Genomic DNA, 13,183 nt, shown 5'->3' with positions numbered 1-13,183 from the left:
CCATCCGGTGGCGCCGAGCCGGCCGGCGGCGCGTCGAGCGACGCCGCGACCCCGCTCCCGTCCCCCGAACAGAGCCGGGCGGACGGCTGACGCTCGCCGGCCATCACCCGCGACCCGGCACGCCGCGGCCGTGGCTCATCCGGGGGCGGACGAGCCGGCGAGAGCCGCAGCGGGATCGTCGGCGAGCCTGACCGGGCTGAGCAGGACCGTGGTCCGCCCGCCGGCTGCGTCGATCACGACCGGCCACAGGCCGTCGTTGCGGCAGGCGCGCGCCGTCTCCACGGCCCATCCGGGCGGGTCGGTCAACGAGACGAAGGCGCCCTGGTCGGTGGACACGATGACGTGCGCACCCACCAGCGCATGGCGCAGGGCCCGTTCGCGCGGTCCGTCGCCTTCGCTGTCGAGCGGAGAACCCTGGAGGTACTCGTCCAGGCGGGGGTTCCAGCCGGAGGTGTTCACGAGCGCGGCGCGCAACCGGATGAGCCGGCCCTGCGCGACCGCCGGCCCGGCGCTGAGCCGCAGCTCAGCCTGCGCGGACCAGGTGTCCCAGACGACGCCCGTCGGTGGAGCGTCCGCCCGTTCGACCATGCGCACCCGCCGACCGGAGGGTGCGCGCAGCCGCATCGTGTCGACGGGGCGCCGGCCCGCGTCGGGGTGGGCCGGTTCCCACGGGTCCGGTCGGGCGGCGCTGAGGTGGGGCAGCCATCCGCGTGACCATCCGCCGCCGATCACCGGGGGCTGCGGGCGCCGGGCGACGAGCAGGTCGCTGATCAGCACGTCCGCGGCGACCTCTCGGGGAACGAACTCGCTGCGCTCCTCGACGTCGAGGAGCGCGGTCGAGGCGCCCGGCGCGGTGATCGCCTCCCGGACGGCCGGTCGGGACCCTCGGAGCCGGCTGGTCGCGATCTGCAGCCAGCGGACCCGCACCCGCAGCGTGGCACCGGGATCAGCGTCGATCAGCCATTCCGCGTACGCGTACGCCCGGTACCCGGGATGGCCGACCGCATAGGCCGGTGGGGTGAGCACCCCGACCATCAGGTCCGCCCCGCCGGGTGGTCCAGGACTCGCCGCACCTCGGTAGATCGCCGACTCGGCGATCTCGACCGCCCGCTCGTGCCGCGCGTCCACCGTCCTCATCGGCTTCACCCTTCGTTTCGGATTGGGCCTGATCGCTGGACCGCCGGGTCCGTTCGCCACGCGACCCGCCTCACTCGACATGACCCGTGCGGGCGGCGCCGGCACCGATCCGGCCGATCACCTCGCCGGCGTGGACCAGGATCTGCTCACCCGGACGGGCTGCGACGAGGCCGAGACCGACCTCCTCGATGCCGGCGGGAGTCCGGACCAGGGCGAGCCCGCCTGGCAGGCAGCGCACGACCTCCGCTTCGACGACGTCCTGGCGGCGGCTCACCTGTCCCGCCGCGCCGCACAGCGGTGCCCGCGGTCCGGTGTTGCCCGCCGCCGCGGTGGCCTCCCACCTGCCAAGCCGTTCGGCGCTCGCCGTGTCCCCGGCGGCCGCGGCGGTCCTCGCTGGCCCACCGTGCGGCCCGATCTGCGTGTTCATCGGCGCATCCCCGCTGGAGAGAGGCTGTTGGGGCCAACCGTACGACCGGGGTCGTGTGGTCACCAGTCGGGACGGGCCCCGGCGTTCCCCGTTCGGGCGGCACTGGCTGGGGCAGCATGGGGATGTGACGGTGGCACGGATGGACGGGGACGCGTCCTTCGACGAGTTGTGCGCCCTGGTCGCCGCGGGCGGTGTCGCGGTGGTGACCGGCGCGGGGATCTCCACCGATTCGGGGATCCCGGACTACCGAGGGCCGAACGGGGAGTTGCGGCGGCACACGCCGATGACCTATCAGGAGTTCACCGGCAAGCCGGGCGCCCGGCATCGCTACTGGGCCCGCAGCCACGCCGGCTGGCGCCAGATCGCCCGGGCCAGGCCGAACGTGAGCCATCGAGCGGTGGCCCAGCTGGAGGGGGCGGCGCTGCTCACCGGTGTCATCACCCAGAACGTGGACGGTCTGCACCAGCGTGCGGGCGCGCGGCAGGTGATCGATCTGCATGGGAACCTCGCCCGGGTCCTGTGCCCGGACTGCGGCCAGGTGAGCCCGCGGCGCGATCTTGATATCCGGCTGCGGGCGGCGAATCCCCGCTTCCACGTCACCGGCGCACTCGCCAATCCGGACGGTGACGTGACCCTGTCGGAGGAGGCGGTCGCTCGTTTCGTCATGGTGGACTGTCGCGACTGCGGCGGCAGCCGGCTGGAGCCCGACGTGGTGTTCTTCGGCGCCACCGTGCCCCGTCCTCGCGTTGCGCGGGCGTTCGAGCTGGTCGACAACGCCCGGATGCTACTGATCCTGGGTTCGTCGCTGACGGTGATGTCCGGGTACCGCTTCGTTCTGCGGGCGACGGAGCTCGGTCTTCCGGTCGGGATCGTCAACCAGGGCCAGACCCGCGGCGACAGCCGCGCGAGCTTGCGCATCGACGCGCCGCTCGCCTCGGTGCTGCCCCGCCTGGCCGAGGCGATGACCGGCTCCCCGGCGGCGTCGACCGACGTCGCGGGAGCGTCCGGCCGGCACGCGCCCGCGGTGTCCGAACCTGCCCCGCTGCGGAAGCGCCCAGCCTGAGCAGCCAGGATGGGGCAGTGACTCCGCTGACGTCCGAAGGTGTCTGATGGCACTGGTTCCGCCCTCCGCGCCGGGCAATCTGACGTTTCGTGTCGCCACCGGCGCCGACGCGGAGGCGATCGTGGCCCTCGTGCAGTCGGCCTACCGGGGGGAGCCCAGCCGGGCGGGGTGGACCACCGAGGCGGACCTGGTCGCCGGTCAGCGTACGGACACCCGGGAGGTGCGCGCCCTGCTGGCTGTCGCCGACAGCGAGATCCTGCTCGCCGAGGATCCCGCCGGTGCCCTGGTGGGCTGCTGCCAGGTGAGTCGGCGGGTCGACCTGCCGCCTCAGCAGGAACAGCCGCTTTCCCACCACGGTCTGGCCCGAACGGGCGAGGCGGCAGGCGGCGCGGACCAGGCCGATGCGGACGCGGCGGCGACCACGGTCGGTGCCTACTTCGGGATGTTTGCCGTGAGCCCCACCGAGCAGGGGGCGGGAGTCGGCGGTGCGCTGCTGGCACAGGCCGAGCGGCACGCGGCGCGAACCTGGTCGGCGGGCTGGATGGAATTGGTGGTGATCGCCCAGCGGACCGAGCTGATCGACTGGTATCTCCGGCGCGGCTACCGTCGGACCGGGCAGACCCGCCCTTTCCCCTATGACGATCCCAGTCTCGGGGAGCCGATGCGAAGCGACCTGTATTTCACCGTGCTGCGCCGCCCCCTGTCCTGAGCCCGGCGCCGGCGGCATCGACGTCCGATTCCCGCCAGCATCCCTCGCCCGCGGCGTCGAAGCTGGGGACATGACGACGGAGCGGGGACGGTTCGAGGCCGTGGCGAGCCGGGACGCACGGTTCGACGGCGCGTTCTTCTTCGCCGTGACCACGACCGGGATCTACTGCCGGCCGAGCTGCCCGGCGGTGCGGCCCAAGCGCGAGAACATCCGCTTCTTCGCCACCGCCGCTGCCGCGAACGGCGACGGCTTCCGGGCCTGCCGCCGCTGCCGGCCCGACGCGGTGCCCGGCTGCGCGGACTGGAACGTCCGCGCCGACGTGGTTGGGCGGGCGATGCGTCTGATCAGTGACGGCGTGGTCGACCGGGAGGGAGTCGTCGGGCTCGCCGCCCGACTGGGCTACAGCCCGCGCCAGCTCAACCGCCAGCTCACCGCCGAGGTGGGCGCCGGCCCGCAGGCGCTGGCCCGGGTCCGGCGGGCCCACGCCGCGAGAACCCTGCTGGCGACGTCGGACCTGCCCGCCGCGGACGTGGCCTTCGCCGCCGGGTTCGCCAGCGTGCGCCAGTTCAACGACACCATCCGAACGGTCTACGCGGCCACGCCGGGGGAGCTTCGCGGCTCGCGGCGGGCCACGCCGGCCCTGACCCGTCCGGACGGGGCGGCGCGACCGGACGGGGCGGCCCGTTCGGACGGGGCGGGCGGGTGCGAACGGGCGGGGCTCCTGCTGCGGCTGGGCTACCGGCCGCCGTTCGAGATCGCCGCTCTGCTCGATTTCCTCGGCCGGCGTGCGCTGGCCGGTGTGGAGGAGATCGTCGGCGCTCCCGGTGACCGCGTGTACCGCCGGACGCTGCGGCTGCCCCGCGGCCACGGCATCGCGGAGGTCGCCGAACGGTCCGTCGCCGACGGCGATGGAACGCTGGCATGCCGGCTGGTGCTGAGCGACCTGCGTGATCTTGGTGTGGCGGTCGCGCGGCTGCGCTGCCTGCTCGATCTCGACGCCGACCCGCTGGCCGTCGCCGACCGGCTGGCGACCGAGCCGACGCTGGGCGAGCTGGTGAGGACTCGGCCGGGCCTGCGCACGCCGGGAGCGGTCGATCCGCACGAGATCGCGGTGCGGGCGGTGCTCGGCCAGCAGGTGTCCCTGCTGGCCGCCCAACGGCTCGGCAGGGCGCTGGTCGCTGCCCGCGGCGAGCCGCTGCCGACGCCAAGTGGGGGCCTGACCAGGCTGTTTCCGCGCGTTGACGATCTGGCCGGCGCGGAGCTGGGCGAGTTGGGGATGCCCGCGGCCAGGCGCGAGACGCTGCGGACGCTCGCCGGGTCCCTCGCCGAGGGCACCGTCGCACTCGACGTCGGCGTCGACCGCGACGCGGCGCAGGCGGCGCTGCTGAGCGTGCGGGGCATCGGCCCATGGACCGCCGCCTACATTCGGATGCGCGCACTCGGCGATCCGGACGTGCTGCCCCCCGGTGACGCCGCACTGCGTTCGGTGGCCCGCCGACACGGCCTTGACCTGCGGAGGTCCACCCACTGGTCACCGTGGCGCAGCTACGCCACCCACCAGCTGTGGGCTGCGGCCGGCACGCCGGCCGGGACCAGTACCACCGGATCAGGAGAGCGAACCAGCCAGACCGGAGCAGGAGAAGGGACAGCCCGGTGAAGCTCTACACGACCATGCCCAGCCCGATCGGGGAGCTGCTGCTGGCGGGCACCGAGCCCGACGAGGCCACCGCCGGCCTCCTACTGATGGCGCTCAGCATGACCCGCCAGCGCGCAGCGGTGACCCCCGGACCGGACTGGCGGCAGGCGCGCGAACCGTTCGCCGACGTCATCCGCCAGCTCGGCGCCTACTTCGACGGCGAGCTGCGCACGTTCGATCTCACCCTGCGCACCCGCGGATCAGCCTTCCAGGAACGGGTGTGGCTCGCGCTGGAGGCGATCCCGTACGGCACGACGATCAGCTACGGCCAGCTCGCCGCCAGGATCGGCGCCGGCCCGGCGGACGCCCGGGCCGTCGGCACGGCCGTCGGCGCGAACCCGCTGCTGCTTCTCCGGCCGTGTCATCGGGTCATCGGCGCGGACGGAGCGCTACGCGGCTACGCGGCCGGTCTCGACCGCAAGGAGTTCCTGCTGCGCCTGGAGGGGACGCTCCCACCCGCCCTGGAGCTCGCCGCCCCGCCCTCGGACCGCCGCGCCCGGCCGGTGAGACCGTGAGTGGCCCGGCCGGGGCACGCGAGAACCAGCAGGCGTGGTCGGCCATCCCAGCCGCGTGGTCAACCGTGGACGCCGAGGCGGTCCGCGCCGGGCTGGACGAGGCCGGCCATGCCCTGACCGGGCCGGTGCTCACCAGCGCGGACTGCCAGCGGCTGGCGGGCCTGCTCGCGGAGCCGGCCCGGTTCCGGGCCACCGTCGACATGGCCCGCCACCGGCTCGGTGCGGGGGAGTACCGCTACTTCGACCATCCGCTTCCCGCGCCGGTCCAGGAGCTGCGGGCCGCCTTCTACGAGTTGCTGCGACCGGTGGCGTTGCGCTGGGCCGCCCGCCTGGGTCGCCCCGGTCCCTGGCCGGACACTCTCGACGCCTGGCTCGCCACCTGCCATCGCGCCGACCAGCGAAAGCCCACCCCGCTGATGCTGAGCTACCGAGCCGGGGACTGGAACGCGCTGCACCAGGATCTCTACGGCGAGCTGATCTTCCCGCTGCAGGTCGTGATCGGCCTTGACACCCCCGAAGCGGACTACACCGGCGGTGAGTTCCTGCTCGTCGAGCAGCGGCCTCGCGCCCAGTCCCGGGGCACAGCCCTGGTTCTGCCACGCGGGCACGCCCTGGTCTTCACCACCCGCGACAGACCGGTGCCCTCCGCCCGTGGTTGGTCCGCCACGGCGGTACGCCACGGCGTGAGCACCGTCCGCTCGGGCCAGCGGCGCACCCTGGGACTGATCTTCCACGACGCCGCCTGAACCGCGCGCCATGGCCCGGCCCGGGGATGGTGGCGGGACCGAACGGGCCAGGCCGACCCGAACGGGCCAGTTCGGCGCGGAGCGGACGAGGGTGTGGGGGCCGTTCGGGTGGTGCATAGTCCGAAGTGGCGGCACAGGCGATCGGGCCAGGCCCCCTGGCCGTGACTGGAGGCATCGATGACCACCATCCAGGACCCCCACCTGACCGAGATCCGCGACGTGGAGCCGCTCACGCCCGAGGGCTGCGGTGAATGCCTGCGCCTCGGCGGCCGGTGGGTGCATCTGCGACTGTGTCTGACCTGCGGTTCCGTCGGCTGCTGCGACTCCTCACCCGCGCGGCATGCCAGCGCCCACGCGGCGAGCCACGACCATCCGATCGTCCGTTCGTTCGAACCCGGCGAGGACTGGCGCTGGTGCTACGTCGACGAAACCTTCGTCTGACCTGACCTGACCTGACCTGACCTGACCTGGCCGGGTTGGGTTGGGCTGGGCTGGGTTGGGTCGACCCGCGCTGGTCCGATTCCGCTGACACGGGTGGGACCGCCGGGTTTCGGCGGCCCCACCACGGTCAGCCCTTGACGCAGAGGACGGCGCGCAGTTCGGCGACGACGTCGACCAGATCCCCCTGGGCGGCGATCACGGCGTCGATGTCCTTGTAGGCGGCCGGGATCTCGTCCAGGACGCCCCGGTCCTTGCGGCATTCCACGCCGCGGGTCTGGGCGGCGAGGTCGGCGACGGTGAACGTGCGACGGGCCTTGTTGCGGCTCATCGTGCGTCCGGCGCCGTGGCTGGCGGAATGGAACGAATCGGGGTTGCCCCGGCCACGCACCAGGTAGGAGCGCGTGCCCATCGAGCCGGGAATAATGCCATATTCGCCGGCACGGGCGGAGATGGCACCCTTGCGGGTGACCAAGACGTCCGCGCCGAAATGGTGCTCGGCGGCGACATAGTTGTGATGGCAGTTCACGAGCGCGAACTCGCGGTTGCCGGCGTGCGGCCCGTCGGTCGGCGGGGTCGGAACACGAAGCTCGGGCAGCAGGGTGCGCAACGCGTCGACCGCGGCGGCGAGCATCGCGTCGCGGTTGCGCCGCGCGTAGCTCTGGGCCCAGTCAAGGTCATGGCGGTAGGCCCGCATCTGCTCGGTGCCCGCGAGGAACACGGCCAGGTCCGGGTCGGGCAGGCTCGCGTTGTGTTCGAGCGTGCGGGCGATCGCGATGTGCGCCTCGGCGAGTTCCTTGCCGATGTTGCGGGAGCCGGAGTGCAGCATGATCCACACCGCGCCGTCGGTGTCCAGGCAGACCTCGATGAAATGGTTGCCAGAACCTAACGTTCCCAGCTGGGCCATCGCCCGGTCCAGCCGGCCGGAGACCCGCGGGTGGAGCTCATCGAACGTCGACCACAGGTCGTCCTGGCCGCGCGCGCGGTCGGTCGGCTGCCGATGGCGCGACATCCCGACCGGGATCGCCGCCTCCAGTGCCTTACGCAGGCCACCGAGGTCATCGGGGAGGTCCTCGGCCCTCAGATTGGTGCGCGCCGCCGCCATCCCGCAGCCGATGTCGACGCCGACCGCCGCCGGCGACACGGCATCGCGCAGCGCGATCACGGAGCCGACGGTCGCCCCGTAACCGAGGTGCACATCGGGCATGACCGCGACGTGATGGTGGACGTACGGCAACGAGGCGACATTGCGAAGCTGGTCCAGCGCGGTGCTTTCGACGTCTTCCGGCCGGGTCCACAGCCAGATCGGATGGGCGGCCGTGTCGAGCGTCGCGACAGGGCTCATAGTCGGTTCACTCCCTTGAAATGTAAATGGTCCTGGACGCCGCTGCGTCCCGCAAAGAACAGTCAAGACCACGCGTCGGGCCGGATAGGGACAGGGGAACGGACGGGCATTGCCGCCGCGCCGCAACCTCGCCGGGTCGAGCGCTGCGGTCCTGTCCTAAGCCGGTGGAAAGGCGGATTCGCCGGCCGCCTCCCCGGGTTCCGGCTGGTCTGGCCGCCATGTGCAGGATGGCCGATCCGTGTCCGGTACGCGAATGAATTTAACGCGCGCCAGTCGCGCAACCGGGATCGTCCGGTGCCGGTCATCGCGGCGGTGCGCCGCCAGGCGGCAGGCGGGGCGCCGCGCGCAGGAGGTCCACCAGCGATCGCAGCTGCGCTGGAACCGCCTCGGTGAAGGTCTGCACGTACCGCTCACCGGCCCGGTCGATCTCCAGAACGTGCGTATACCTGTCCGCGCCGGGCCCGGGGTCGACGCCGGACACGGGCGCGTCGGCGGCACCGTCCCAGACCTTCTCGACGAGGTGGCGCAGCCGCGTCGCCTCCTGGGCGGACAGGTTGGCCGTGTCCAGGCCGCGCCGCGTCGGGCGGCCCAGCAGGCCGCCCGATCGGGTCAGCGCCACGCGCACACGGGCAGGTTCGCCGGCCATGGAAGCCATTCTCCCGCACCGTCCGGGGCGGGGCGGGGCGGTCCGCGATCGTGCGTCGGCGCAGAGCCGCCGGTGGCGTGTCCGGATGCGGCAGGAAATATTTCCCTAACCTGCTGGGTGCCCTTCCTGAGTGCCCGTTCTCCGGCGGTTCACAATCGAGGTGGATTTTTTCACTGGTATCCGACGGTCGGACGTCCCAGGGGTCTCGCCGTGCGCGGGCGGGTAGGAGTGCGACGTGATTGTCGTTCGGCGATCCGGCGTTCTCCCTGTACCGGGAGCGCGTAGTGTCCTGCCGGTATACCGCTCCATTTTCGATGGTTTCCGATCGTAGGACGTCCTGCGATCCTGCGGGTTGGGAGGGACAGTCGGCATGGATGTCGCGCAGCGACCGGAGCCGATTTCCGAACGGCCGACGGCACGGTCGGCATCGGCCGCCGTGGCCGCGGTGGCGCCGCCGTCACCCGCTGCCGCGGCGGACCCGGCGGTCAGGACCACCGGCACAGTTCCAGGCACTGTCCCGGCCCCCGCCGGGCATCCGGGCCGGGCGGCGCAGGCGGGCCCGCCCGGTCCGTCCTCGCAGTCGGGCGGCGCTCGTCCGGCGGGCGAACTCGCCGACGTCGGCATCCAGTTGCTGGCGCCGGACGGCACCCGGGTCAGCGACCCCCGCTTCACCGCGCTCGCCGATCACGACCTGTGCCGTGAGTTCTACGCGTCCATGGTGCTCGCGCGTCGCCTCGACGAGGAGGCGACCGCCCTGCAGCGCCAGGGCGAGCTGGTCCTGTGGATCCCGTGCCGCGGGCAGGAGGCGGCGCAGGTCGGCTCGGCGCAGGCCGTCGGCCCGCGGGACTTCATCTTCCCCAGCTACCGGGAACACGCCGTCGCCTGGCATCGCGGGATTCCCGCCGCCGAGGTGCTCCGGTTGTTGCGCGGCATCAGTCACGACGGCTGGGACACCCACGCCCACAACATGGCGAACTACACGATCGTTCTCGCCTCGCAGACCCTGCACGCCGTCGGCTACGGGATGGGTGTGCTCCTCGACGGCGCCGTCGGCACCGGCGACCCCGAGCGGGACACCGCCGTGCTCGTCTACCTCGGTGACGGCGCGATGAGCCAGGGGGATGCGAACGAGGCGTTCGTCTGGGCGGCGAGCTTCGGCGCCCCGGTCGTGTTCCTCTGCCAGAACAACGGCTGGGCGATCTCCACGCCGACGAGCCGCCAGTCGCCGGTGCGCCTGTCCCGGCGCGCCGACGGGTTCGGCTTCCCCGGCCTGCGCGTCGATGGCAACGACGTGCTCGCCATGCACGCCGTCACCAGCTGGGCGCTCGCCCACGCCCGCTCCGGCGGCGGCCCGGTCCTCATCGAGGCCAGCACCTACCGGATGGCTCCGCACACCACCTCCGACGACGCGACCCGCTACCAGCCCGCGGACGAGGTCGCCTCCTGGGCCGCCCGCGACCCGATCGAACGGCTGCGCCGCATGCTCGCCCGCGACGTGCCCGCCGGCTGGTTCGACGAGGTTCGCACCGGCGCCGACGACGCCGCCGCGGACCTGCGCCGCGCCTGCCTCGCCCTGGACCCGCCGCCCGCCGCCACCCTGTTCGGCCACGTCAGCGCCGAGGAGACCCCCGACCAGCGCGCCCAACGCGAATGGTTCACCGCCTACCGCGACTCGTTCCTGTAGGTAGGCCCCTCGCGCCTGGTTACCGCTGTTCGACCCGGCGGTAGGGAGTTGCGGACCGCTCAGCGGCCGTCAACCCCGCTTCGCCATCCCGGCGGTTCGCGGTCAGACGTCTGGCGATCTGGCACCGGGGCGGGCGGCGACCTCGCGGGCCACCCGCTCGAACGCGAGGACGCCCGGGTGTGCCGGGGCCGGCAGCCGCACCAGCACCGTCTGCGCCGGCGCGATGTCCTCCACCGGGATGAAGCGCAGATCCGGGCGGCTGTGGTACGTCGCCAGTGAGGCCGCCGCGATGTTCACCCCCAGCCCAGCCGCGCACATCTCCACCATCTCCTCCACCGATCGCGCCAGCGTGCCCCGGCGCGGCGACGACCCGTCCGGGCGAGGATCGACCACCCACCAGTTGACGACATCGACCGGGCCCGGCGCGACGATGAACGTCTCGTCGTTGGTCTCGCAGATCCGCACGGATCGCCGCCCGGCCAGCGGATGGGCCGAAGCGACGACGAGGACACGCGGCTCGCTCCAGATCCGCACCTTCCGCAGCCGGGTCGGCCTCGAGGGCAGCGGATCCGGAAGAAACGCGACATCGACCCGCCCTTGGAGCAACGCGTCCACACCCTCAGTGAAGCCGAGTCGGCGGGCCGCCAGGCGCACCCCCGGGATCCGCTCGCGGGCCGCCGCGAGAATTGGAGTCGTCACCGGCACGGTCGCGACGATGCCGACCCGCAGCACCGGATCGGCCCGTTCCCGCAACCGCGCCGACCAGTCGACGATGTCGTCGTGGGCGTGAAGCACCGGACCGACCAGCCCCTGCAGCTCGCGGCCCTCGTCTGTCAGCTCCACCCGCCGGGAGTTTCGAACGAACAGTCGGACGCCGAGGCTCGCCTCGAGCCGGGTGATCCGCTCGCTCAACGATGGCGCGGTGATGTGCAGCGACTCCGCGGCGTGCCCGAAATGCAGCTCCTCGGCGAGTACCGCGAAGTATCGCAAGCTGGACAGCGAGAGTTCCATGCACATCCCGATCATTCGGCCCTGCCGAATGATAGTCGTACTTGTCCGTCTGGCGTTCGGCCCCACCGGAACGCCAGGGTGGACAGACGCCACCGTCGTGGCGATGCGCCAGCGACCCCGAGGACCGGCCAGGGCCGACCTTCGCGCACCGCGCACCCACACACAGGTCGGCGACGGCGGCACTACTCTCGACACGCCAGGGACGTCACTGTTGTGATCATCAAGGGGTCTGCTTTGCGGCCACGTGCGCTGGGGTGTTTCGCATGACCGCCGTCGATCGCGATCGCGGTGCTGAGCTGGTCTCGGTGAATCCGGTGACGGGGGCGGTCGTGGGGCGGTTCCCGGTGCACGGTGCGGCCGACGTGGCGGCGGCGCTGGAGCGGGCGCGAGCGGCGGCGGGTTGGTGGGCGAAGCTGGGTGCGGACGAGCGCCGGGCGCGCCTGTTGCGCTGGGCGGCGTACCTGGCCGGGCAGGACGGTGAACTCGTCGCGTTGCTGCACGAGGAGAACGGGAAGGTCGCCGCCGACGCGCGGATCGAGTTGCTGACCGCGTTGGAGCACATCCGCTGGGCTGCCCGCCAGGCCCGGAGGGTGCTGCGCACCAGGCGGGTGCTGCCAGGGCCGTTCCTCGCCGATCACACTGCGCGGGTGGAGTACCGGCCGCTGGGCGTCGTCGGGGTGATCGGGCCGTGGAACTATCCGATCCTGACACCGGTCGGGTCGATCGCCTACGCGCTGGCTGCCGGGAACACGGTCGTGTTCAAGCCCAGCGAGCACACCCCGGCGCTGGGGACCCGGCTGGCGCGGACGTTCGCCGAGGCGAACCCGGACGCGCCGGCCGGCGTGCTGGGCGTGGTGACCGGGTTCGGTGCGACGGGTGCCGCGTTGTGCGCCGCTGGTGTCGACAAGATCGCGTTCACCGGGTCGGCGGCGACCGGGCGGGCGGTGATGGCGGCCTGCGCGTCGACCCTGACGCCGGTCGTCGTCGAGTGCGGCGGGAAGGACCCGATGGTCGTCGCCGACGACGCCGACACCCGCGCGGCGGCACGGGCGGCGGCCTGGGGGGCGATGTCCAACGGCGGGCAGACCTGCGCCGGCGTCGAACGCGTCTACGTGACCCGGGCGGCCGCCGAACCATTCCTCGCCGAACTGCGCAGGGCCCTCGATGGCATCCACCCGGGCGCCGGCCCGGATGCCTCCTACGGCCCGATGACGATGCCCGGCCAGCTCGACGTGGTGCGCCGCCACGTCGACGACGCGCTCGCCCACGGCGCGTACGCGCTGGTCGGCGGGAGGAAGTCGGTGGGCGAGGTGTTCGTCGAGCCGGTCGTGCTCGTCGACGTGCCCGAGGACAGCGCCGCCGTGCAGGAGGAGACGTTCGGCCCGACGCTCACCGTGCGCACCGTCGCCGACGTCGACGAGGCCGTCGAACTCGCCAACGGCACCGCCTACGCGCTGGGCGCGACGGTGTTCTCCCGCCGTCACGGTGACGAGATCGCCTCCCGTCTCGACGCCGGAATGGTGTCCGTCAACGCCGTGCTGTCATTCGCCGCGATCCCGGGGCTGCCCTTCGGCGGCAGCGGCGAGAGCGGGTTCGGTCGGGTGCACGGACCTGAGGGGCTGCGCGAGTTCGCCCGGCCCCGCTCCGTCGCCACCCGCCGCCTGGCCCTGCCCGGCACCACCCTGACGACCTTCCGCCGCCCACCCGGACTACTCGCCGCCGTGGCCCGCGCCGCCCGCCTGCGCCACGGCGGCGCCCGCCGCGCC

13 protein-coding genes are annotated in these 13,183 nt (G+C 73.0%); 8 read left to right on the top strand and 5 right to left on the bottom strand.

Translation table 11 applies throughout. The features are described from left to right. Window positions 1-135: 135 nt before the first annotated feature. Together MXD58_RS08995 and MXD58_RS08990 are read right to left on the bottom strand one after the other, a co-directional pair. On the bottom strand, window positions 136-1,137 hold the full coding sequence (locus MXD58_RS08995; RefSeq protein ID WP_248837766.1) for a hypothetical protein: 1,002 nt from the start codon (window positions 1,135-1,137) through the stop codon (window positions 136-138). Window positions 1,138-1,207: 70 nt separating this feature from the next. Continuing rightward, window positions 1,208-1,564, bottom strand: coding sequence for a hydrogenase assembly protein HupF (locus MXD58_RS08990; protein WP_248837765.1), 357 nt, complete (start codon window positions 1,562-1,564; stop codon window positions 1,208-1,210). A gap of 139 nt (window positions 1,565-1,703) precedes the next feature. Between MXD58_RS08990 and MXD58_RS08985 the strand changes: the two genes are divergently transcribed. The 6 genes from MXD58_RS08985 to MXD58_RS08960 all read left to right on the top strand — a co-directional run bounded on the left by MXD58_RS08985 (window position 1,704) and on the right by MXD58_RS08960 (window position 6,734). After that, window positions 1,704-2,627, top strand: a complete 924-nt coding sequence (locus MXD58_RS08985; protein ID WP_248837764.1) for an NAD-dependent protein deacetylase — start codon at window positions 1,704-1,706, stop codon at window positions 2,625-2,627. A gap of 46 nt (window positions 2,628-2,673) precedes the next feature. Beyond that, window positions 2,674-3,336, top strand: coding sequence for a GNAT family N-acetyltransferase (locus MXD58_RS08980; RefSeq protein ID WP_248837763.1), 663 nt, complete (start codon window positions 2,674-2,676; stop codon window positions 3,334-3,336). A 70-nt stretch (window positions 3,337-3,406) separates the two neighbouring features. Continuing rightward, window positions 3,407-4,993 carry an AlkA N-terminal domain-containing protein gene (locus MXD58_RS08975; RefSeq protein WP_248837762.1) on the top strand — a complete coding sequence of 529 codons (1,587 nt, stop codon included), beginning with the start codon at window positions 3,407-3,409 and terminating at the stop codon, window positions 4,991-4,993. Next, complete coding sequence (locus MXD58_RS08970; protein WP_248837761.1) at window positions 4,990-5,547, top strand: methylated-DNA--[protein]-cysteine S-methyltransferase; 558 nt, start codon at window positions 4,990-4,992, stop codon at window positions 5,545-5,547. The genes MXD58_RS08975 and MXD58_RS08970 overlap by 4 nt, the downstream gene beginning before the upstream one ends. A gap of 65 nt (window positions 5,548-5,612) precedes the next feature. Then, window positions 5,613-6,293 (top strand): 2OG-Fe(II) oxygenase, encoded by a 681-nt coding sequence (locus MXD58_RS08965; RefSeq protein WP_250609193.1) that lies wholly within the window; start codon window positions 5,613-5,615, stop codon window positions 6,291-6,293. A gap of 177 nt (window positions 6,294-6,470) precedes the next feature. Then, window positions 6,471-6,734, top strand: a complete 264-nt coding sequence (locus MXD58_RS08960; RefSeq protein ID WP_248837759.1) for a UBP-type zinc finger domain-containing protein — start codon at window positions 6,471-6,473, stop codon at window positions 6,732-6,734. A gap of 127 nt (window positions 6,735-6,861) precedes the next feature. Here the strand turns inward: MXD58_RS08960 and MXD58_RS08955 are convergent, their stop codons facing one another. Together MXD58_RS08955 and MXD58_RS08950 are read right to left on the bottom strand one after the other, a co-directional pair. Then, window positions 6,862-8,076 (bottom strand): RtcB family protein, encoded by a 1,215-nt coding sequence (locus MXD58_RS08955; RefSeq protein ID WP_248837758.1) that lies wholly within the window; start codon window positions 8,074-8,076, stop codon window positions 6,862-6,864. A 301-nt stretch (window positions 8,077-8,377) separates the two neighbouring features. Continuing rightward, window positions 8,378-8,722: a protealysin inhibitor emfourin gene (locus tag MXD58_RS08950; protein ID WP_248837757.1), complete on the bottom strand. Its 345-nt coding sequence runs from the start codon at window positions 8,720-8,722 to the stop codon at window positions 8,378-8,380. A 370-nt stretch (window positions 8,723-9,092) separates the two neighbouring features. On the opposite strand from MXD58_RS08950, the gene MXD58_RS08945 reads away from it, so the two are divergent. After that, entirely contained in the window at window positions 9,093-10,406 is a 1,314-nt protein-coding gene (locus tag MXD58_RS08945; protein ID WP_248837756.1) for a thiamine pyrophosphate-dependent enzyme, read from the top strand. A 102-nt stretch (window positions 10,407-10,508) separates the two neighbouring features. Here the strand turns inward: MXD58_RS08945 and MXD58_RS08940 are convergent, their stop codons facing one another. Next, the gene (locus MXD58_RS08940) at window positions 10,509-11,417 is read right to left on the bottom strand and encodes a LysR family transcriptional regulator (RefSeq protein WP_248837755.1); all 909 of its coding nucleotides are present in this window, start codon (window positions 11,415-11,417) and stop codon (window positions 10,509-10,511) included. 263 nt (window positions 11,418-11,680) lie between these two features. On the opposite strand from MXD58_RS08940, the gene MXD58_RS08935 reads away from it, so the two are divergent. Continuing rightward, on the top strand, window positions 11,681-13,183 hold a 1,503-nt coding region (locus MXD58_RS08935), incomplete at its 3' end, for an aldehyde dehydrogenase family protein (RefSeq protein WP_250609192.1).

It is taken from the genome of Frankia sp. AgKG'84/4 (assembly GCF_023242965.2).
Taxonomy (GTDB): domain Bacteria; phylum Actinomycetota; class Actinomycetes; order Frankiales; family Frankiaceae; genus Frankia.
The sequence above is the reverse complement of the archived record's forward strand: the minus strand, read 5'-3'. Positions and strand labels throughout refer to the sequence as shown.